Source organism: Paraburkholderia sp. MM6662-R1 (genome assembly GCF_050436245.1).
Taxonomy (GTDB): Bacteria; Pseudomonadota; Gammaproteobacteria; order Burkholderiales; family Burkholderiaceae; genus Paraburkholderia; species Paraburkholderia tuberum.
The window spans coordinates 4,113,625-4,133,199 of the sequence record NZ_JBNDLV010000001.1 but is presented as its reverse complement, the minus strand read 5'-3'; the positions used below and the strand labels follow the sequence as shown (position 1 = coordinate 4,133,199).

The window sequence follows — 19,575 nt, the reverse complement described above, 5'->3', positions numbered from 1 at the left end:
AGAAAAGACCGCCCCGGACCAGAGTCCGTGCGGCCTTGCGAGGAAGGAAAGGGGGATTAGCGCAGAAGGATGCCTGCAGCGCGCAACTGGTCGCCCGCGATCTGCATCTGGTACGGCGTCACGTCCGACGGCCAGGCAAGCTCCGATGCGTTCACTTCCGCGTCGCGCACGATCGCGACGGCGGCGCGATCCATCCGCGTCGTATCGCGCGAGCCGAACAGCAGACCCGCCACAACTTCGGAGCCGTCAGTCGCGACGGGATTCCACGGCATCCAGATACCGGGTGTGCCGATATCAAACGGATCGGCCGCGTTGAACGTGATCGCGAAGGTATCGCCCGCAGCGAAGCGCTTTGCGCCCTGTTCGATGACGAAGCTCAGGCCACCGACGACGACCGGCGCCCCGGTCTGCTGCGCAGTCGCGCCCAGTTCATCGGGTCCGCTCACGTCGAACGTGTTGCGGCTCGTGAAGGTGCAGACGTAGCGGCCATACGGCGACGAGCTGGCACACGGCGGATCGGTGAACCGCAAGACACCGTCGCCGGTGTTCTCGCGCTCCGGCGTGCCTGCGACGACCGACGCGGCCCCCGCGTCGCCCCTTGCGTCACTGCCTGGCGGGGGTGGCGGAGGCAAGGCAAGGCGGCTGAGAATGGTCCCGGCCATGACATACACACCGCCCGTCAGGACGATGCCGTCGCGCGAGCGGTGGCCGTTCGCTTCGGAGACGAGAAAGCCGCCGTCATGCCAGTTCTCAAAGAGCGGCGGGACAGTAGGAGCGCCCATGATCGTGATCCCCTGTAATGGAACGGATGAAAAACCGGCACGCGCACTAGCGTTTGCGCGCATTCACCTTCGCGAATGCGTGGTCCCATGCCGACGCGATGGCCTGGCGTGAGTTCATGCCCGGTGTACCTCCCGGGCCGACGCGCGGATTGCGCTCGACGCGTCCGCTATTGGCGGTCGGCGCGGCGGGTGTGCTTTCGAGTACCGCGAGCGCGGCACCGCGTGCGAGGCGTGTTCTGAACGCGAGATTGGCGGCCAGTACCGGATTGCGCGCGGCCGCGTGACTTGAAAATATCGCGGCGCAGCGCGCCTGCTCGCGGCGGCGCGCGCGCGCCTCGACGGAACTGCCGTGCATTTCTTCCTCGTCGTCACCGTCCTGCGCGCGGCCACGTCTGGCCTTGCCGCACCGGCTGTCCCGTTCATCGGCGTTGTCGGAGTCGTCGCGGCTGTCGTCGTCCCCGAGCTGGACGCCATCGTCGCCTTCGTCGTTGTCGTTGTCCTCGTCCCCTTCCTCCTCCTCTTCTTCGTTGTCGTCGCCCTCTGCATCGTCACCGTTGCGCGGCTCGTCGTCCTGTGCGCGCCGTGTGCGCGCATCGTTGTGTGCACCATCCTCGCGGTCGCGCTCGGCGGGCGCGTCGGGCTTGTCGTCATCCGGGGGCGCCGCGTCTTCGGCACGCGCGCGAGTCCCCGCGCGCCCGAGATGCGCGAACGGCAGCGCGCGGCTCATGGCTGAAAGAGAGAATCCCATTTTGAAGACCTCCTGCATATTCCTTTGTATTCCTGCTGGTTACTGCGGTACGGATGACGGCGCGAGCGAATCAACGAGCGCGAGAAACGCTGCATCGGGCGACATGACGGCATCGGCCAACCCGGTTTCGACGCCGGCCGCCCCGAGAAAGGTTGCCGCTTGCGTGTCGCGCACCTTCGCTACGGTCAGCCCGCGATTGCGTGCGACAGTCGCCACGAACAGTTCGCCTACGCTGTCCACGTCTGCCTTGATGCGTGTATAGGCCTCATCCGAAAGCGGCCGGTATTCGCTGCCGTCAGCCTTGCGCTCGCCGTAGGTAATCAGCGTGACAGTCAGGCCCGCGTCGCTGAGCGCTTTCGAAAAATCGACGTGCGCGACGATCACGCCGACGCTTCCGGTCCCGCCTGTGCGCGGCACGATCACACGATCACAGGCCGAAGCAAGCGCATACGCGGCGGAAAACGCGCACTCGGTGAGGATCGCGTACAGCGGCTTGATGCCCCGCGCACCGTAAATGGCGTCGGTCAGATCGAAACACCCGGCGACCTCGCCGCCGGGGCTGTCGATATCGAGCACGATTGCACGCACAGAGTCATCGGCCAGCGCCGTCGCGAGGTTCGCGCGGATGCCGTCATAACCGGTCATGCCCGAATACGGATGCAGCGTGCCGAGCTTCTGCACCAGCGTTCCCTGCACTGGAATGACCGCGATACCCTGGACGACCTCATACGCACGCTCGTCCGCAGGCTCGCCCGCTTCAAGCCCGGTATCGAATGCGCGCAGTTCACCGTTCGGGCGGAACAGCCGCGCGAGACCAAACCGGTCCGCGAGCGCGGCCATGATGATTTCGATCTTGCCCGGCGCAATGGCGAGCGGCACATTAAAAAGGCGCGTCGCCAAGTGTGGATAGTTCACGACCATCGTGCGCGCCTCGGCATTTCGGAGTTGTCTGAGGTCTGCGCTCGGCATACACGCCTAGCATTGCCCCGGTCGCTGCCAGCAATTCCCCTTGCGCGCAGTGACCGGTGGGCTGGATACCTCATCAGCCCCTTGTGCGCGCCATGACTAGCGCGCTTTTTTTGGGCTCTTCGCGGAATTCCGGGGAGAGAGACGGCTACCGACCCCGAGCGGCCGTTCGACACAGTCGCCGAATTCGTTGACAATCGGTTTGCTGACCATTGGATCTGGCAGGTAGACGACGCGGAATACATGTGCTTCATTTCGCCGGTGATGAAGCAGTATAAGAATAGGACGATAAATGCAGGACCTAAAATTCAAAGACCAGTTGGGTAACGTGGGAAGTCTCGTCGGGGTCAACCATGTGAATGTTATCTTGGGAAGAAATGGCTCTGGAAAGAGCCGATTTTTGCGCTTGATTGACTCGTGCCTCGCAGACGACAAAGAATATCGGGTGAGTTACGTGACTCCAGAGCGAAGTGGATCGTTTCAACGGGATGGGAATATTGAAACTAATATTGCCAGTAACCCCGGCTGGTCGATCCACGTTAGACGAGCCAACCAGGTAAATGGCGCTAGCTTCAAGGCAATGTCTCATCTTGCTCTCCGAAACGCAGAAAGTTATTATCTCCGACGTCTCCAGAACACTGACGCTCGCGGGCGGAGCTTCCAGATTGATTGCCTCGATCCGATCAGCAAAATGTTAGGAAATGTCTCGATCGAACAAGGTACTCCTGACTTTGTTTTCCGAACCTTCGACGGCACTTTAATAAACCCCAACGAACTGAGCAGCGGGGAATCGGAAACTATTGCAGTCGCATCAGAAGTGCTTAGTTTCATAATGTCAGTGGATCCATCCAGGATCAACGTACTGCTACTGGACGAGCCGGATGTGCATCAGCACCCAGATTTGCAGGCTCGTTTCGGTCAATATCTTCTGGACCAACTTTCAGCTTTGGACGACTCCGCCCGGAGCAAAGTGATCATTTGCATTGCGACACACAGCACCGCGCTCGTTTGCGCCTTGGCAAACAGTGATTTTACCGTTCTGGGAACAAAGGAGTTTGACAGCCAAACGGTGTTGTTAAGCAAGGTGGCACAGGATATTAAGAAAGTGGCTCCATTCTTCGGACATCCGCTTTCATTGAGCTTGAGCAATGACCCGATGCTGATCCTGGAGGGCGAGGATGATGAGCGAGTATGGCAACAAGCGGCTCGTTCTTCCCAAGGTGCAATCCGCGTTTTCCCGGTCCTTGCTCAATCGGTTGACCAGCAGTTGGAGTTGGAGTCATTCTGCGACACGATGCTACGGTCGATTTATGATAAGCCAAAAGCCTATTCTTTGAGGGATGGCGATGGTACGCGTGGATCCCTCCCCGCAATCGGGTGCATAACACGCTTCCGGTTGCAATGTTATGCAGTTGAGAATTTGCTCCTTAGCAATGAATGTCTCGAAAAATTGGGAATAGACTGGACCGAATTCCAAGCGTTAGTACAGAATTGGATGGAGCAGAACGCTGGGCACAAGGATATTCCATATTTGCAGCAGCTCATCACCTCGAAAGATCGATTCCGGGACAAAAAAATTAAAAATATTCGCCAGCTCATCGTATCAATTGCGAAGAGTAACAAACCGTGGGAAGTCGTTGTCGGGCAAACCTTAGCTAGCGTAATGCGGAATCAGCATGCACCCACAGGCGAATTTTCAATCTTTGACTTTCTCGGGAATGAAATCGCCAAAGAGTTCCTCCATTGAATTCGGTCTGCACAAAATCAGATCAACGTAAATCGAGCGACTGCTTACGTTGAAGATGAACGTCCGCCGCCGACTCGAGCCAGTAACCCATCCTCCACGTAAATCCGCGAAGAACTTTTTTTGCGCTGCGCCACCATCGAGCGCCCCGGCATTTCGGATTTGTCCGAGGCCCGCATCGGGCACACACGCCTAGAATTGAAGCGTCGCCCCTCAGTACGTCCTCCGCTCATCTGGGGCGATAGGGTTGGCATGCAGTACAAAGCCCTCTTCACGGCGCATCCTTGTGGCGCGCTATTTTTTGCGTCCCTTCATTTGGCCTTCGCGGCACCGTTGGGCGTGTCGCCACCCGGAAACCTGCAATTCAACAAAGCTGGTTTCACTTTCCACCGACCTCGATATCCGGGGGCATATATCTTTCGGACTGAACCTATTCAAATTTGAGACAGGGAGACCTATCCTGTATTCGAATTTATACGGAGAAAGTCATGAGCCCCATTACCCTGATTGAAGCTACGCACCTCTACAGCCGCGCAGGCGTTGCACGCCATAGCCATTTCCGCCTCAATCCCTTGCGCCTGATTGCGCTCGTGCGCAGGCTATTCGTCGCGCGTCGCCAGTCCTGAACGTGGCACCCGGTTGATAATGCAAACGGATACTATTGCGGTACAGGTGCTGGTTCGGGTTTCGCCGCTTCCGCGGCTGCCACGCTGCCAGTCCAAGCCGCGCTGGTCAAAAAACACGCGTATAACGACAACGCAACTGCTCCCATCGAATGGAGTCGCCTATGGGTATCAAACTGGAAGCACTTTCCCAGCTTTACGACAGCATGACGTCTCAGGGGATGACCAAAACAAAATTCGAGTTTCGCTTTCGTAATTTGTGGTTTTCCGTCGTCTACCTCACCGACAGCTTTCCTCATGAACTTCTATTCGGTTGCCACGCACACAATCTCTTCTTCGTCGTCGCGGTAGGAAGGGACTTCGTTATCGGGACGTATCTGGGCAACGCATACAAACCGCTGTTGGACGCATTGGGTCTGGAACCCGATCCCAAACAGCGATTCAGTCCCAACGTGTTCTTTGAAGAATTCAAGACTGCAATTCCGCGAAGCACAACGCCTGCGAATGCTCCAACGATTACCGACATAGCTTCAGTGCGCCGCGACGTAGATGAGATCAACAAAATCTATTTCGTCGGGTGGATACACCATGATGGCATCAGTTCCAAGCCAACCGAGGCGAACCTTCTAAAGACCAGGCGAATCTGCGGTTTCGATGTTTATGAGAGGTGCAAGCGGCATTACATAAGCAGCAGATGGAGCGATATCGAAAAAGACCGGCGACCCTACCACGAACCCAAGGTCTGATGTCTCATTGCGGTTGGGGTACTTCCTGAACTCTCGCCGCTTCGGACACGGCTACGCTGCCGGCCCAGTCGGGCAATTCGAGGCCCAGTTCCTTCATCAGCCGGATTTCGTTCGCGCGCTGGTGAAGCACTTCCTCGTAGTCGAGTCCCTGTTCTGCGCATTCGCGCTTGAGCGTGGAAAGTGCCGCGTCCATGCCCATGACGGCGCCTGCCTTTTCCTTGGTCGGGTCGATCCAGCCGCGCGCCACGCCCATCCATGAGCACCGCGCATACGCGGCGCGCGCCTCGATGTACGGCGGCGCACCAGCGGGCAGCGGCAGTTCACCCCGGTCCATTGCTTCCCACAGCCACGCACCGTAGAACGGTGACGCGAAGTTCAGGCAGAACTCGTCGCGCCGCCGCGTGAGCGTTTTCCATGCTTCCAGCAGCGCAGCCCGCGCACTGCTGTAGTTCGTCTTGCTCCAGTCCTGTGAAAGCTGCTCGGCACTCAGGCCCAGCACCGCCGCAATCACGCGCTGCATTTCGTGCGCGAAGGTCTCGAAGTTGCCATGCGGGTGCGCGGCCGAGACGCTTTCGAGCGATTCGCCAGGTGCGAGTGTGGGAATACGCGCGCCGTTGAGCATCGCGGGACGCTCGTCGGCCCAGCGTGCGCGCAGCGCCTGATAGAGCGGCAGTTCCTCGCCTTCGCCCGCGCCGAGCGCATCCTGTACCAGCGCCGGATCGTAGGGCGACGTAACGTACGTGCCGAACGTCGCGGCAATGGTCGCGGCCTGTAGCTCGACGCCGTAATACCGCGCGAGCATGCGCGCGTGCAGCAGGACCGGCGTGAACACCCCGAGGCCCCGATGCTGGCCCGCCCGTTCGCGGTCATAGTCGTGCAGTACGCGCAGCCAGCCGTCCTCGTCGCAGCGCTCGATACGCTCCCAGGTGTTCGCCTCGACGGCGAGATACCAGTCGTTCTGGTGCGCCTCGCGGATGTGATACGCGAGCGGGACGCCGTAATCGTCTATCTCGACACCGCCGCGCAGGTAGCGCGAATCAATCGCCTGATACGGGTTGCTCAGGCGGTCGGGATCGAGCAGCAGCAACGCGGTCGCGTAGTCCGCGCCGCCATAGCCGATGCGCTCGGGTAGCCAGTAAATGAGGCCCAGTCCCTCGCCATCGACCAGCTTGTGACGCATTGCGAGCCGGAACTGCTGACCGAGCGTAAGCTGTCGGGCCACGTCGTTGTAGTGCGCGGGGTTCTCCGCATAGCCGCGCCAGAGTGCTTCAGCCGTGCGCCGGTATTCATCGGCCCAGGCGGCGTCAAAGGCGTTGATACCAGTACGCAATGCCAGCGCCCGGTAATCGGGATTCGCCGACAGCAGCAGGTTGGTGCCGATAGTGTTATCGAGAATGCGGGTGACGCCGCCATTGATCCAACCATCATTGCGGAAAAGATCGCGCGAGCGCGCGACCATCCAGTCACGGAATAGGTTGATCTCCGAGTCGGGCGACCGTATCCACGGCAACCAGTTGCCCATCTCCTGGGCAAACCAGTCCGCGGCGTCATACGGAAACTGGTAGCCCGGCAACCCGAGGCCGCTGCCCGGCGAGGCCAGCACGCGTCCCGGTTCCGACATGTGCGCGCCGACCGCGCCACCACGTACCGGTACCGGCTCGGGGATCGGCTGGCCGCTTTCGTCAACGATGACACCCATTGCTGGCTCAGAAGTACGGCGTGACCGGACGGCGGCGGTTACGGCAGAACCCGCGCAGCGCATCGATCTGTGTCTGTACGCCGATGATGGCCTGCACCAGATCGGCGATATTGGTCTGCGTGTACGCGACGGAGCGGCTACCGTCCGCCTGTGTGTACGACGCGGACTGCGCCTTTGTGCCCGACACCAGTGCGAGATACGCCTGCTGCATGCTCGCAAGCTGCCTTTCGAGCGCACCGAGCGTCATCCCGTCCAGGATGCTCAGGCGGCGACAGGGCATGGCAGCTTAGACGTGCGATTCAGGCAAGACGCTGAACGAGCGAGGTTCGCATGCGGGCACTGGCCGGATACGGACGGTGCGGCGTCAGTGGCACGTCAGGCGGCGGCGTCCACGCCTGTACCGCGTCGGCGCGGCGGTTCAGTTGCAGGCCGAAGAACAGCAGGCCGCACAGCGCGCCGTACGCATACACGCGACAGTCGAGCGCTTCATTGGCGCGGCCCGGTGGCAGTTCCCACACCCGATAACGCCTGCCGCCCGACTCCTTGATCACGATGCGCTCGGCGGTCAGTTGCGCGTAATAGCCGATGTCACGGTCGGCAGGGAAATGCATGTAACCTGGTCCCGGTGTATCGAGCAGCAGCCGCTGCCGGATCGTGTCTTTCGCCGCGTTCACGCCGAGCAGGATCGGGCGATAGGTCTTCTTCGTGCGCGACGTCGGGCGCTTTGACGGCCACACCGGATTGCGCTCGCCGCCGCGTGCCGATTCGCCCTTGACCGCCCAGATACGGCGGCCGATTCGCGCCGCGCAGAACTGGTAGACCGCCTGCGTGTGATGCCCGCCCGAATCGATGCACGCCGCCATGATCTCGAAGGGACGACCGTCGGCGCGATGCCACAGGCGTCTGAGATACGTGTCGATGCGCGCCTGCGTGCGCGCGTCCGAAAACTCGCCCTCGATGATTTCGTAGTCGATTGACCAGCTTTCCTCGTTGCGGCCCCAGCCCACGACTTCAAGCTCAACGCGGTAATCCTGCACGTCCGCGCCCACGACCAGCACGGCGACACCATCGGGCACTTCAGCCGCCCATATCTCACCGCGAGCGACGACTGCTTCAGCGGAGAGCGCGCGACCGGTACGCGGACGGTACGGGAGTCCCATCTGTGTATTCCACCAGGCCTGCAGCCGTTCCTCGTCGCCCTGTGCGTCGATCCAGCGCGCCGCGATATCGGCGGGCCGGTCGCGCGTCCACGGACTCAGGAGTTTGGATGCCTGGAATCCGGCATGCGTGTTATCGACGCTCCACGTGCCGCAGGTCGGACACTTCGCGCGGTAGACGGCATGACGTTCCGATTCCCACCAGTCCCATACGGCACGGACACAGGCAGACTCGCCGCCGGGCTCGTGGATTTCCTCACAGTTCCGCCACGTACGCTCATAGGCGTCAAGCGGCACATGCCGCGCGCCGCAGCACTCGAACACCCGCGTCTGATGCCACCGTATGGACTGCAAGGCGGTAAGCCGTTCTGACTCGGACCAGCCCGCGCCGCACGACTCGCAGTACACGCGCGCGGTCTTCGTGCGATGGCCAGTTACGTTGCCTTTGTCGTCCTTGCGCTTCTCCCACTCGACATGGCGGAAAAATTCCAGGAACTGACGGTGCCCGCAATGCGGGCAGGCCACGCTCGCGCGACGCTGGTCCGACTCGCCGTAACTGGCTTCGATGCGGCTTTCCTCGGTGACGGTTGGTGAACAGGTCCGCACTGACAGCCAGTTCGCAAACGTGGCGACCCGTTCCTCGGCGAGCGCGATAGGGTCGCCCTCGCGCGTCACCGGGTACTTGTCGATTTCGTCGGCGAGAACGAGCCGGATCGGACGGCGTGCGAGGTTATCGGGACTGCCCGCGCCCGCGAGCGCGAGAAAGCCGCCTGGAAACGACTTGAACAGCAGCGTTTCCTCGGCGTTGCGCGTTTTCGTCGTGCCAACCCGTTCACGCAGTACGGGCGTGACCCGCACCAGTGGCGTAATGCGTTCCTTGCTGAACTGTTCGGCTGCGGCTTCCTTGGGTTCTAGCAGCAGCATCGGGCACGGATCGAGATGCGCAAAGTAGCCGAAGACGTTTTCGATCAGCGACGTCTTGAACAACTGCGTGTTCACCATCGCCGTGATGACATGCACGCCCGGCTCGGTCACTGCGAGCATCGGCCCGCGTGCAGCTTCCACGGTCCCTGTCGTCCAGCGGCCCGACAGGCTGCCCGATTCCTTCGCGAGTCTCCTGTAGCGGTCAGCCCACGCCGGAACGCTCAGACGTGGCGGTGGGGTCCAACCGCCGCGGCCGACACGTCGAAGGTCATCGGCCTTGTTCTGCGTCGAAGCGCGGTGCAGGCTCCCCGAGGTCGGCAAGCTGCTGATGAACATGCGCCGCCAGTGTGTTCGTTAGCCGGTCAATGTCGTCCAGACCGAAAGCCATTGCGATGAACGGCGCGACCTTCGCGGGCCACGCAAGCCACGCGTCGCGCTGCTCCCGGCATAGCTCGAACACGACGCCTCGTGCGACGGCCAGCTCAACCAGTGCGCCGGATTTCTGTTCGTATTCGAGGCGGCGCAGCAGCGCCGTCCAGTTCTCTTTCAGGCGCAGCGCTTCGCCGTAGGCGAGGCCCTTTGCACTTCCGGCTGATTGCAAAGTGTCCTTTGCGTTTTCCTTTGCGCTTTCGTCGGGTCTCTCGCTCGCGCGCCAGCGGGTACCGACGAGCGCCGGGTCCATCAGGCCGTCTGCGCGCTTCGCGAGCCGTCCCTGTTTCAGCGCCTGATGAACAAGTGTGTCCGAAACGTGCTCGCGCCGCGCGAATTCGCGGATTGAAATGCCGTCAGCCACGGTGCAAAGACTTTTTGAAACGTGTAGCTACAGAAAGAACGGGATCGCGCAATTTCCCACGTTTTTTGAGGGGGGACCAGGACCCGCGCTTCACGACCGGCCGGATCCATCTCGGACCCAGCAGCCCACGTCGGCTTGTTTCGGTGCATTCAATCATCAATGCCGCGTGTTCGGCTTGATCATTTTTGAAAGAGCCATAGCACGATCGGAAAAAATTCTTAAAACGAATGTCATTGAGCGTTGTTGAAATGATTTTCGTGAGAATGCCGGCCTAGTAACAAGGAATCTGCGTTCCGCAAAGGGACATAGTTTGTCGGGAAAAGCCTTATGGGCGCCTTGATCACCAAAACAGGGCGACTATTCTTGTTCACAGGCGGTTGTGCCTTAAAACGTTCAGCGAAAGTCTCGAAGCTTGCAGTTTTAACCCTGATGGGAGCCGGTCATGCACACCAAACTAGCTCTGACGCTTTGCTTTGCGAGCGGTATTTTCTTTTCCGTTTTGGCATCAGCAATGTGTGTACAGAACCCTAACCCGATTAGATACGACGACTGCAACTGCACCAAACATCCAGGTATACACCGTGCTTGCTATGCAGTTACCGGGGATGCAGGCGAAACGTGCACCCCCTCCGTTGTGTGCGCGCAATGCCAATGTCCTTCACCGAGTTCGTTTCTAGCACCACGCACGCGGCACCCGGACATTTTCAAGACCAAAGCGCAGTGACATGACAGAAATGGGCTCGTTGCGATTCACTTTGCGCGCTGAAGCGATGGAGAGCCGACTTTGGCGACACTCAAAGTCCGCCGGCGACCGCTGCCGCTAGTTCCCGGCCAAAAACGGGCTCGAAGTTCGCCGCGACAACCGCTTCTGCGCGCTCGCCAAATTCAAGCCGCTTCTTCGTTTCGACCGGCGCACGGAACGCAACCAGTAGGCGAAGCCGGCCAGACGTGTTCGCATCTTTCGCCAGCCGCTTGTGTCTGCCCCGGAGCTTTCTGCGCTGCGCAACGTCTCCGGTTATGTCCGTCGCACGTTCGCGGAGAAATCGACGCTGCCATACACCGTAGATAATGCCGTGCTTTGTCTTGACCGGCCCCATGAACACGTCAGGCCGTCCCATGTACTTGCGGATCGCGTTGCGCGGCAGGTTACCGTACTGGTTCGCCGACGCTGCGACCGGCAACAGGTTCGCAGGCTTCGCGCCAAGGTACTGCATGCCGCCGAATTCGTAGGGTGCGAGGTATTGGGCGGCCTTGTCGCGGATATAGATGCGTGCAACGGGCGTTCCCTTTCGGGCGGCCTGCATCGCAACCGAGTTGACGGTAAAGGGCGTCGGATTGTCAAATACCTGCGGTAGTGCGTTCCTTTCGGCGTCGGCGGCGAGCTTCGCCAGTTCGGTCACAGTGCGTGCTTCGGCAAAGGGCAATTGCCGATAAGCCAGCGCTGAGAGCTTGCGCGACACGGCCTCAATGTTCGAGCGGATCGACAGTTCAAGCATCGATACACGCAGCGTCAAGACGGAATCCACGCGCGGCCGAACTCCGCTTTTGCGAGGCGCTTGCCAACGCGTTCAGGCATGCCGGAACGGTCTGCAAGTCTGTCTACTTCCTCCGGTTCCATACCAAGGCCGCGCTCGATCTCCGGTACCGGTACGCCTGCCTCAAGGATCGTGCGGACAATACCTGCCATCGGCAAGACCGCGTGAGTTCCGCGAGCGCGATTGTGACGGATGGTGGACATCATCCGGTGTACCGGATCGGCTTCAATCTCCGCAGCCGGGACGAAGCCGCCGTACCGCTCGCGGATACGAGCATCGTCCGACACCAGCCAGCGATGAAAGCCATCAATCAGCAGATAACCGCTGCCGTCCCTGAGCACAACCAGCGGCTGTGTGAAGCCGTCCTCTAGGATCGAGAGAACCAGCAGTTCAAGTTCGGGCGGCGCAACGCGGTTGGGGTTGTAGTCGTTCGCCCGCACGCAATCGCGATGTACCCACTTCACGCGTGAGACGGCAGCGCGTTCAATAGCGCCGCGCACGTCATCCGGCAGCGGCGAAGCGGACTCAATAGCGGGTACCGTCATTGTCGGTTTCCATTGCAAGCAGTTCTTCGAGCGTCAGCCCCCGCCGCTTCTGCTCGGCTCCAGCCAGCGTGACCAGCCCGCCGGCCTTGCGGTTCTTGAAGTCACCCTTGAGCGCGATCTGCGCGAGCGCGCGCCAGGACACGCCGCTTATCGGGTCGGCTCTTGTGTCGTCAATGGGCCGCTTCGTCTTGCGCTGATGCGTTTCGACGGCGCGTCGCAGTGAGAGCGCGACGCGTGAGCGCCACGGCTCATCGTATAGATTGATGATCCGCCAGGTCCATTCCCGCCATGTCAGTCCTACTGGCGGCTCGCGCAGGTGCGTACCGTAAAGCTCGGTCAGCGCGTAGCGCGCGGCTGTTGCGGCACCCGGTACGCGCGCCGTCATCCGGTGCCACAGGTCGGGATAGCAGATCGCCCAGGTGTGCAGCAGGTTGAGCGGTTCTTCGCCAAACGGCGGGCAGACGCGCTGCTGGGCGTGCGCCAGGCCCATCGCTTCGAAGCGGTCATACGTGCGGTTGTAGTCCCAGCCGAAGCACGACGGCGCGACCCAAACATCCTCGAACCGCCAGTCGTATATCGGATCGCACAACCACACGTTGCGCCCGTTAGGGCTCTGATGAATGTAGTTATCGACGCGCGAGCGCATGGTCATGCGCAACCGGCGCAACGACTCCTGAGTACGGATGCCGCGCAGCATGGCGACGGTCTGCGACTGGCCCGCGAATGGCAGGTGACTGCAATCGGGAATCATCATTCCGCGCGCGAAACCCGGCATCGTCGGCTCAGCGCAGGACGGCATGGGGCGTACCCATTTCTCCCGCTCGTCAGGATTCCAGCAGTACCAGTACGGCTGCTGCCGCGAACAGGCGTTGCGGTGTTTGACCGGCACGCAATACCACGTAAGCGCGATATCGGGCTGCGCGCGCACCCGCTCCACATAGTCCTCGGTGTCGGGCGATATGCATTCCTCGTCATAGAAATGCACCTCGAGCGGCAGGCGTCCGGTCTCGCGAGCGACCGCGAGTGCGAGATGCAGCACGACCGTCGAGTCCTTGCCGCCCGAAAACGAGACGACGATCCGGTCGAATCTGCTGTAAAGATGCCGGAGTCTTTCGAGCGCTGCATCGTGGACGGTTTCGTCCACATAGTGCCGATCCAGCGTCAGACGCGCCTTGCCGCTCATGAGCGTTCCAGTGTCGTATCGCCGGTCGTGCGGATCGCAGCAAGATTGCGGGCCGACACGCCATCCACGATAGTGCGGTTGATCATCGGGTGATCGTCGTCGGTCGGGCCGCAATCGGAATCCGGGTGATAGGCGAGCACGCGCATTTCGTCGCCCCGGTCGGTTGCGAAGTGGTGTCGGCCGTTCGCATGGATGCAGAAGATCATTCCCGCTTCGAGCGCGATGCGGGCATCCGCGCCCGCATTACGTGCGACGCACGTCCCGCGCCCTGAGAGAACGAGTCCAAGCCGGTCCGATGGATGCGTGTGTGCGGTCTGAAAAACGCCTGCGGGGAAGTACAGCAGGTTCAGACATGGATCGCCGCGGCGAACCGGCTGAACCAGCGTGGTATCACTGCACTGGTCGATATAGCGCAAGCGGCCCTTGTGCTCGACGGGCCCACCGATCATGAACAGGCCGCGCCAGCCGATACGACGCATGATGACTCCGCGGCTGCTCCGTGCGGACAGCGTGAAGCGGCCGGGGACACAGAAGTATTGGCCGGCGTGCAGCATCCACGCATGGCCGTCGTGCTGCAAGCGCGCTGCCCCCTCATGCACGTAGCCGAAGTGAGTCGCCTGCGGCTCAGTCATAGCGAGGTCCTCTGTCCACGCCTGCAATGCGTCAGCCAGATAGCCATGCTGCCAGCCGTAAGCCGTGAAGGCGTGAGTTGGCGCGTGTGCGGTCATGGGTTCAACCATTCGCGAGCGATCAGTACCAGCGCCGCGCCGCTATCGGCTGCGCCGCGCGTCCTCGCGTGGGCAATGGCGTCAAACAGAATCTGACGGTCAGCTACCCGGACCATGCAGGAAAAGACGGCGAGCGAACCGCCTGCATCGCTCACGGACGCAACACCCTCAGGGCTGACGGCAGCGTCGACGGCTGCACTGACAGGAGCCCGGTCGTGCGTATTGGCGTTCGCGCTTGCGAAACCAAATTCCGTAGGGTCTGCGGCGTTGGCGGACCGTGCAGCGTGATCGAGCGTGAGCCGGTCGGTGTCGTCAATCAGTCGCGCTATGTCGGCATCGGAGAACCCGAGCAGATCGACGGCGAAACCTTCGTCAGCCAGCACGGCGAGTTCTGCTGACAGGAGCGGGGCATCCCATCCGGCGTTGAGTGCGAGCTTGTTGTCGGCGATCCGGTATGCACGTTTCTGAGGCTCGGTCCAGCCGCGAGCGACGATGACAGGAGCGTCGGCGAGTTCGAGCTTTCGCGCCGCGAAAAGCCGCCCGTGTCCGGCGATCAGCGCGCCGCGCTCGTCCACCAGCAGCGGAATGGTCCAGCCGAATTCGCGCATCGAGTCCGCAATGGCCTCGACCTGCGAATCGGTATGCGTGCGCGGATTGCGTTCAGCCTCGAGAACGCGCGCGAGCGGCCAGCGCTCCACGCGGTCAGCGGGCCAGGGCGGCTGATTCTTCATTCGGCGTACCGGATGCGCTCTCGTCGCGTACGATGCCCGCCTCACGCAGCAGCGTGTCAATTCGCGAGAACGCTGCGTCGAACTCACCGCTTTTCTGCCGCGTGCCGCTCAGTGTTGCACCGAGAATCGCGGTATGTTCGGCAACGGTCTGCCGGTGCACGCCGCAGCGCTGCGCGAGGCTGACCTGTGTCTCGCCGGTATGGGTGAGGATGTTGGCGACCAGCGCGGAACGCAAACGGATATTCGGGACGTGCCCGGTGAAGAGCGGCGCAGTGTGCGCGACGATCTGAGCGAGCGCGCCCGACCATTCGGGATTGGGATAGTGCCCCGCGCAGCAGGGACGATGGCACGCGCAGGTTATGTTTCGGGGTGCGTAGCTGACTACCAGCAGCGCGCGCTGCAAAACCGTCAACCGGTCCAGCCGGTAACGGATACGCGCGGCCTGCGCGGTGGCATCGGTGCCGGTCAGTACGTCATCGCCGGGAGCCGACTGGTGTAGCGCCGAGAGAGAGGACGCGCCTCCACGCAGAACCGCGTGCGAAAGCGCGTCACGCAGCGCTGCTGCTGTGCCGCAATAGGTGTCTTTCATGGGCAAGCCGTGTGGGAAAACCGGGCGCGCAAACGAAAAAACCCGCTCGAGGCGGGTTCCGGGTGCAGTTCGGCGACTACTAATCTTTGCGTATATTCGACTGTTTTTGCCGGTTGTCAAGAAATTTCAATCCGGCTCACCAGCGCGCCTGGCGTCAGGAACGCTCAGGCTTGCGCTCGGCGGGCCTGGACTGGTGCGCCAGATCGCTAGTCGATAGCCCTCAGGATGAGCGAGTTCTCGTCATGCTCGCATGCGTACTCGCGTAGCGCGTAATACCGGTCAACCAGGTCGTCATAGTCGCCGCCCTGATCGTGAATCGTCCATATCAGCCGGTTGAGTACGAAAAGACTGATTGTGATTCCGGCTGCGTCAGCGCTCATTGCTCCGTCGAACTGATTGCCTTCTATTCTCAGTGTCAGCCGTGCGGGCGCGCAGGGCGCAAGATAGAAGCTGCCGTTTGACAGTTCGTAAAAATTCCACGCCCCGTGCGCATACTCCGGCGAGAGCTTGGCCGCGCAGGAATACACCAGGTTCTCTGCAACCGGCCATAAAAATTTGCCCAGCATTTTCGGGAAAAACCTCAGGCGACGACTCTCAGGGACCAGCTTTGCAACGATTCCGACCGGCTTTTTCCTCGCCATCTCACGCCCCCCTGGAAGCGACGACAGGGGTCTGCGCGACGCGCGCCAGGGGCACGATCGACGCGAGTACGCCGGAGAGCTCCCGAGTCTCCTGCGCGATCTCGTACGCAAGCTGGTAGCCCATCCAGGTCATCGGATCGTCGCCGAAGAACACAGCAAGACGAACCGCCGTATCAGCCGTCAACCGGCGCTTGCCTTCAATGATTTCGCGAATGCGGCGCGGCGCCACGCTGATCGATTTAGCCAGCCTGACTTCAGTCACGCGCGAGTCGGCGATTCGCGCAGCGAGCGCTGCGCCGGCCGTTTGAGGAAGCGCCGTTGCGCTGCTGGACTGGCTCGACGCGGGCGGCGTCGTTGCGACCTTCGCGGGAGCCGCAGCGGGCGTCGGCTCGACCTTCGTCGTCGGAGCTTTTGCAGCCGCCTTCGCCGCCGTCGTTTTTGCCTTCGGCTCAACCACACTCGCGGCCATCGTTTTCTTTGCCGGTGCTTTCGTTGCCGGTGCTTTCGTTGCTGCCTGTTCTACCGGTGCTTTCGTTGCGGCGTGGTTCGTGGTGGTCTTCGTCGCTTTCATCGGGAATCCTATCTAATAAGTGGGTAATTACAAACAACTGCATACCCACCTTAAGGCGACCGCGCAGGCCTGTCCAGAGGCAAACTTCGGCCAGACTCAGATTTTTTTCCGAGGTGGCGAGGATGCCGCGTTGATGGGCGAGGATTGCAACCGGGGCGGCGAGGATTTAGTGTCCGCTGGCAAGGTTTGATACGTGGCTGATCGCGCCCCGCTGGTCTGCTCCCGTATCCATTCGAGCGCGGCGCGGTGCGCGTCCCGATACGAGCGCGAAGGATGCTCGCCGCGCGCGATTCCCTGACGGTATGCGCGACCGATCCACGCACGCAGATCGTTCGGCAACACATACCAGTGACGGCGACATCCCCACGTATTGCGCGGGACGATCTGCCCGCAACCGGGCCACGGACAACGGTGCATGGTTACGTCCTGTCAGTACGAAAAATTTCACCAAACACGGTCTGCAAATCCTCAGCCTTGCAGGGGCGGCGTCCATACCATTTGACCGCGAGCGCGGCGCATTCATCGGCCCGTGCTTTCCAGACACCGCCGCGGCGGATCGCTTCGGCATGCACCTGAGCTGCCAGCGTGACACTCACAAGCGGTGCGCATTCGGCAACTGGAAATCTGTGCATGGTTTTCCCACTCAGTGTGTCACCGCACCGGATTGCTGACGCGGGTCCGCTGGTTCCGCACCCACCAGCGCGGCGCGTGCAATCCGCGCGATATCGGGCAGCGTTAGCGCGCTCGTCGTGCCTTCCGCGAGGTCGGCAATCAGCGCGAGCGCTTCGCGCAAACGTGCAGCGTCGTGCAATGCGCGGTGGCGCATCTGGTCGGAACGGATCACTCTGACCTCTCTCTGTCGCAGGTTCATGGCATGGCCTCCATCGATAGCGCGTGCGCGAACGACAGCACGCACTGCTGTGCTGCAAGCGGTTCAACGACGACCTCGGTGCGCGGATTGGTGCGGTCGATACCGTGATAGACGTGTTTCTCGCGCACCTGCCTGTCGTTCCTGTAGACGCCGGCCTGTACCAACTCGCGCACACTTGCACCACCGGCCTTCACCCTTGCATAGCGGTTCTGCAGCATGTCGAGAATCACGGATTCATCGAGGTCCGGCCGTTCGGACGCGTAGAAAATCCGAAGCGTGACGCGCACCGGGCCGGTCAGTTGCACGCGGCACAGCGGCGGAATCTGCCGCAGCGCGTAGCGCTCATAGGCGCGCGCCTTGTCCGACTTGATCGACATCGGCCGCGAGCGGATGCGGTTCGCGTCATCGCGATAGCGACGTGAGACGATTTCGCGGCTGTTCGCCTTGCCGGCGGGTTCGCCCAGGATCGTGAACGCAATCGCGGTCATATCGTGGCCTCGTGCGGCTCTTCGTCGTCTTCGCCTGGCACGCGCGACGGCAGCACGCCACCGCGCAATCGGCACGCGGCATTGAATACGGCGCGGTACTGCGCACGCTTCTCTGTGGGCGCGTCGTCCAGATATGCACGGCCCGCTGGCGACAGTGCGGCATCAATCGCGATTCGCTTCGTTTCATACGTGAGTGGTGCGCCGTTTTTTGCGCAGCCGCGTAGCAACATCTCAAAGGCCCATTGCGGCGAGGGCCGGCGATCCGCGAGCGGCGCAAGGATTGCCCACATGCGTGCGAGGCACGCTTCCACCTTCGCCGGGTTCGCGCGGTCGGGTTGCGGCAGACGTGGCGGACTGCTTGCTGCGGCTTGTCGGCGCGTGGCACGGCAGAGTTCAAGGAATTCGGGCAGTGTCGGTGGATGCGGCACATCGCAGAGCGCGACAATTCCGGCCTGTAGCGCTTCGGCTGGCACACCGTTCAGCGCGTGCGTCCAGACGCGTTTCAGGTCGCTCGTATCGACGCTGCGCCACATCGCCACGAAGCGCGCGCCATAGATCGCGTGCATCTGGCGAAACAGCCATTCGCCACGGGTCTCAGGTTGGCCGGTCGGGAACATCGCGCACGTCCTCGGGGGCAAGGTCGAACACATCGGGCGGGCGCGACGCATCGCGTCCGGTCACAGCAGCCACGAATTCGCGGTCACGTGCCTCGCGCACGTCCCGGGCGCAAAGACGCGCAAAGGGCGGCCCCTGCGCATTCGGCGACAACCGCATTTGCGCTGCCTGCTGCGTCCAGCGCTCGGCAATCGCGATAACGAAACCCGGCTTGATGCGTCCTGCCGGGTCCGAAGCACGGGCTTCCACGCAAGCGGCTTCGACGGTTTCGGGTGTGATGCCCTTTGCAGCCGCGGTGATCACGCGGGGATCGGACGGTGACGCCTCGACGCTATTGCGTCGCATTGCTGCCGACAGATCGGCAGGGCGGACGGGCGCGACGGTTTCCTCGCGCGCGCGCGGGTTATGCTGCTCGCCCACGTTAGTACCACTGGTTTTATCCTTTTCCTTTCCTACTCCCTTCCTACTCCCTTCCGTCCATGAGCCTTCAGTGAGGGGTGCATGAGTGTTCACGGAATCAGCGGCTGAATCCGCGTCTTCAGATGGCGCGTCATCCTTATGCGGCAAGGGAAAGGTAGGCTTTGAAGGACGATTGATAACCTGATTATTTTCGAAGCCGGTGATATGCAGATAGCGCTTCCCGCTCACTGAATATTCACTTAGCAATCCTTGATAAATCAGTGAGAGAACCAGCGGTTCGACATCAATGTCGGCGTCCAGAGCGCTTGGGAAAACCTGCATCTTCAGCTTTTCTGGATCGCGCGGCAGGTTGCCGTGATCGTCGGCAAAGTTCCAGGTGCCGATAAATAGCAGGCGTGCGGCAAGCGATACATGCACGACCTGCGGGTTGACCCAGAATTCTGGCTTGATTGTGCGGATGCGCGCCATGTCATCCT

23 protein-coding genes are annotated in these 19,575 nt (G+C 61.5%); 3 read left to right on the top strand and 20 right to left on the bottom strand.

What is annotated here, in order from left to right:
* Positions 1-56: 56 nt before the first annotated feature.
* Genes OKW39_RS19585 through OKW39_RS19575 form a run of 3 tightly spaced genes read right to left on the bottom strand, consistent with a single transcriptional unit; the run spans position 57 to position 2,445 of the window.
* Entirely contained in the window at positions 57-782 is a 726-nt protein-coding gene (locus tag OKW39_RS19585; protein ID WP_429563304.1) for a head decoration protein, read from the bottom strand.
* A 46-nt stretch (positions 783-828) separates the two neighbouring features.
* Positions 829-1,530 (bottom strand): hypothetical protein, encoded by a 702-nt coding sequence (locus OKW39_RS19580; RefSeq protein ID WP_429563303.1) that lies wholly within the window; start codon positions 1,528-1,530, stop codon positions 829-831.
* A 39-nt stretch (positions 1,531-1,569) separates the two neighbouring features.
* Positions 1,570-2,445: a S49 family peptidase gene (locus OKW39_RS19575; protein ID WP_429563302.1), complete on the bottom strand. Its 876-nt coding sequence runs from the start codon at positions 2,443-2,445 to the stop codon at positions 1,570-1,572.
* Between the two features lie 343 nt (positions 2,446-2,788).
* Here OKW39_RS19575 and OKW39_RS19570 point away from each other — a divergent pair, with 343 nt between their 5' ends.
* The 3 genes from OKW39_RS19570 to OKW39_RS19560 all read left to right on the top strand — a co-directional run bounded on the left by OKW39_RS19570 (position 2,789) and on the right by OKW39_RS19560 (position 5,609).
* Positions 2,789-4,243, top strand: coding sequence for an ATP-dependent nuclease (locus OKW39_RS19570; protein ID WP_429563301.1), 1,455 nt, complete (start codon positions 2,789-2,791; stop codon positions 4,241-4,243).
* Between the two features lie 485 nt (positions 4,244-4,728).
* Positions 4,729-4,866 carry a hypothetical protein gene (locus OKW39_RS19565; RefSeq protein ID WP_429563300.1) on the top strand — a complete coding sequence of 46 codons (138 nt, stop codon included), beginning with the start codon at positions 4,729-4,731 and terminating at the stop codon, positions 4,864-4,866.
* 161 nt (positions 4,867-5,027) lie between these two features.
* On the top strand, positions 5,028-5,609 hold the full coding sequence (locus tag OKW39_RS19560; protein WP_429563299.1) for a DUF6037 family protein: 582 nt from the start codon (positions 5,028-5,030) through the stop codon (positions 5,607-5,609).
* A gap of 4 nt (positions 5,610-5,613) precedes the next feature.
* Here OKW39_RS19560 and OKW39_RS19555 read toward each other — a convergent pair whose 3' ends face one another.
* The 17 genes from OKW39_RS19555 to OKW39_RS19475 all read right to left on the bottom strand — a co-directional run bounded on the left by OKW39_RS19555 (position 5,614) and on the right by OKW39_RS19475 (position 19,567).
* Positions 5,614-7,308, bottom strand: a complete 1,695-nt coding sequence (locus OKW39_RS19555; RefSeq protein WP_429563298.1) for a phage portal protein — start codon at positions 7,306-7,308, stop codon at positions 5,614-5,616.
* Positions 7,309-7,315: 7 nt separating this feature from the next.
* Positions 7,316-7,588: a gpW family head-tail joining protein gene (gpW, locus tag OKW39_RS19550; RefSeq protein WP_429563297.1), complete on the bottom strand. Its 273-nt coding sequence runs from the start codon at positions 7,586-7,588 to the stop codon at positions 7,316-7,318.
* 19 nt (positions 7,589-7,607) lie between these two features.
* Positions 7,608-9,725, bottom strand: a complete 2,118-nt coding sequence (locus OKW39_RS19545) for a phage terminase large subunit family protein (protein WP_429563296.1) — start codon at positions 9,723-9,725, stop codon at positions 7,608-7,610.
* Entirely contained in the window at positions 9,658-10,182 is a 525-nt protein-coding gene (locus tag OKW39_RS19540; protein ID WP_429563295.1) for a hypothetical protein, read from the bottom strand. The genes OKW39_RS19545 and OKW39_RS19540 overlap by 68 nt, the downstream gene beginning before the upstream one ends.
* Before the next feature lie 794 nt (positions 10,183-10,976).
* Complete coding sequence (locus OKW39_RS19535; RefSeq protein WP_429563294.1) at positions 10,977-11,678, bottom strand: hypothetical protein; 702 nt, start codon at positions 11,676-11,678, stop codon at positions 10,977-10,979.
* Between the two features lie 14 nt (positions 11,679-11,692).
* Complete coding sequence (locus tag OKW39_RS19530) at positions 11,693-12,262, bottom strand: IbrB-like domain-containing protein (RefSeq protein WP_429563293.1); 570 nt, start codon at positions 12,260-12,262, stop codon at positions 11,693-11,695.
* Positions 12,243-13,445 carry a phosphoadenosine phosphosulfate reductase family protein gene (locus OKW39_RS19525; RefSeq protein WP_429563292.1) on the bottom strand — a complete coding sequence of 401 codons (1,203 nt, stop codon included), beginning with the start codon at positions 13,443-13,445 and terminating at the stop codon, positions 12,243-12,245. The genes OKW39_RS19530 and OKW39_RS19525 overlap by 20 nt, the downstream gene beginning before the upstream one ends.
* On the bottom strand, positions 13,442-14,173 hold the full coding sequence (locus tag OKW39_RS19520) for a cupin domain-containing protein (protein WP_429563291.1): 732 nt from the start codon (positions 14,171-14,173) through the stop codon (positions 13,442-13,444). Before OKW39_RS19520 ends, OKW39_RS19525 begins: the two co-directional genes overlap by 4 nt.
* Positions 14,170-14,904: a ParB/Srx family N-terminal domain-containing protein gene (locus tag OKW39_RS19515; protein WP_429563290.1), complete on the bottom strand. Its 735-nt coding sequence runs from the start codon at positions 14,902-14,904 to the stop codon at positions 14,170-14,172. The genes OKW39_RS19520 and OKW39_RS19515 overlap by 4 nt, the downstream gene beginning before the upstream one ends.
* Positions 14,876-15,613 (bottom strand): hypothetical protein, encoded by a 738-nt coding sequence (locus OKW39_RS19510; RefSeq protein WP_429563289.1) that lies wholly within the window; start codon positions 15,611-15,613, stop codon positions 14,876-14,878. The genes OKW39_RS19515 and OKW39_RS19510 overlap by 29 nt, the downstream gene beginning before the upstream one ends.
* Before the next feature lie 86 nt (positions 15,614-15,699).
* On the bottom strand, positions 15,700-16,134 hold the full coding sequence (locus tag OKW39_RS19505; RefSeq protein WP_429563288.1) for an antirestriction protein: 435 nt from the start codon (positions 16,132-16,134) through the stop codon (positions 15,700-15,702).
* Between the two features lies 1 nt (position 16,135).
* A complete protein-coding gene (locus OKW39_RS19500) occupies positions 16,136-16,705 on the bottom strand; it encodes a HigA family addiction module antitoxin (RefSeq protein WP_429563287.1) in 570 nt (189 codons plus the stop codon).
* A gap of 419 nt (positions 16,706-17,124) precedes the next feature.
* A complete protein-coding gene (locus tag OKW39_RS19495) occupies positions 17,125-17,301 on the bottom strand; it encodes a hypothetical protein (RefSeq protein WP_429563286.1) in 177 nt (58 codons plus the stop codon).
* A 47-nt stretch (positions 17,302-17,348) separates the two neighbouring features.
* Positions 17,349-17,576 carry a hypothetical protein gene (locus tag OKW39_RS19490; protein WP_184063986.1) on the bottom strand — a complete coding sequence of 76 codons (228 nt, stop codon included), beginning with the start codon at positions 17,574-17,576 and terminating at the stop codon, positions 17,349-17,351.
* The gene (locus OKW39_RS19485) at positions 17,573-18,064 is read right to left on the bottom strand and encodes a RusA family crossover junction endodeoxyribonuclease (protein ID WP_429563285.1); all 492 of its coding nucleotides are present in this window, start codon (positions 18,062-18,064) and stop codon (positions 17,573-17,575) included. The genes OKW39_RS19490 and OKW39_RS19485 overlap by 4 nt, the downstream gene beginning before the upstream one ends.
* Entirely contained in the window at positions 18,061-18,681 is a 621-nt protein-coding gene (locus tag OKW39_RS19480; RefSeq protein WP_429563284.1) for a hypothetical protein, read from the bottom strand. The genes OKW39_RS19485 and OKW39_RS19480 overlap by 4 nt, the downstream gene beginning before the upstream one ends.
* On the bottom strand, positions 18,659-19,567 hold the full coding sequence (locus tag OKW39_RS19475; protein ID WP_429563283.1) for a hypothetical protein: 909 nt from the start codon (positions 19,565-19,567) through the stop codon (positions 18,659-18,661). The genes OKW39_RS19480 and OKW39_RS19475 overlap by 23 nt, the downstream gene beginning before the upstream one ends.
* Positions 19,568-19,575: the final 8 nt, after the last annotated feature.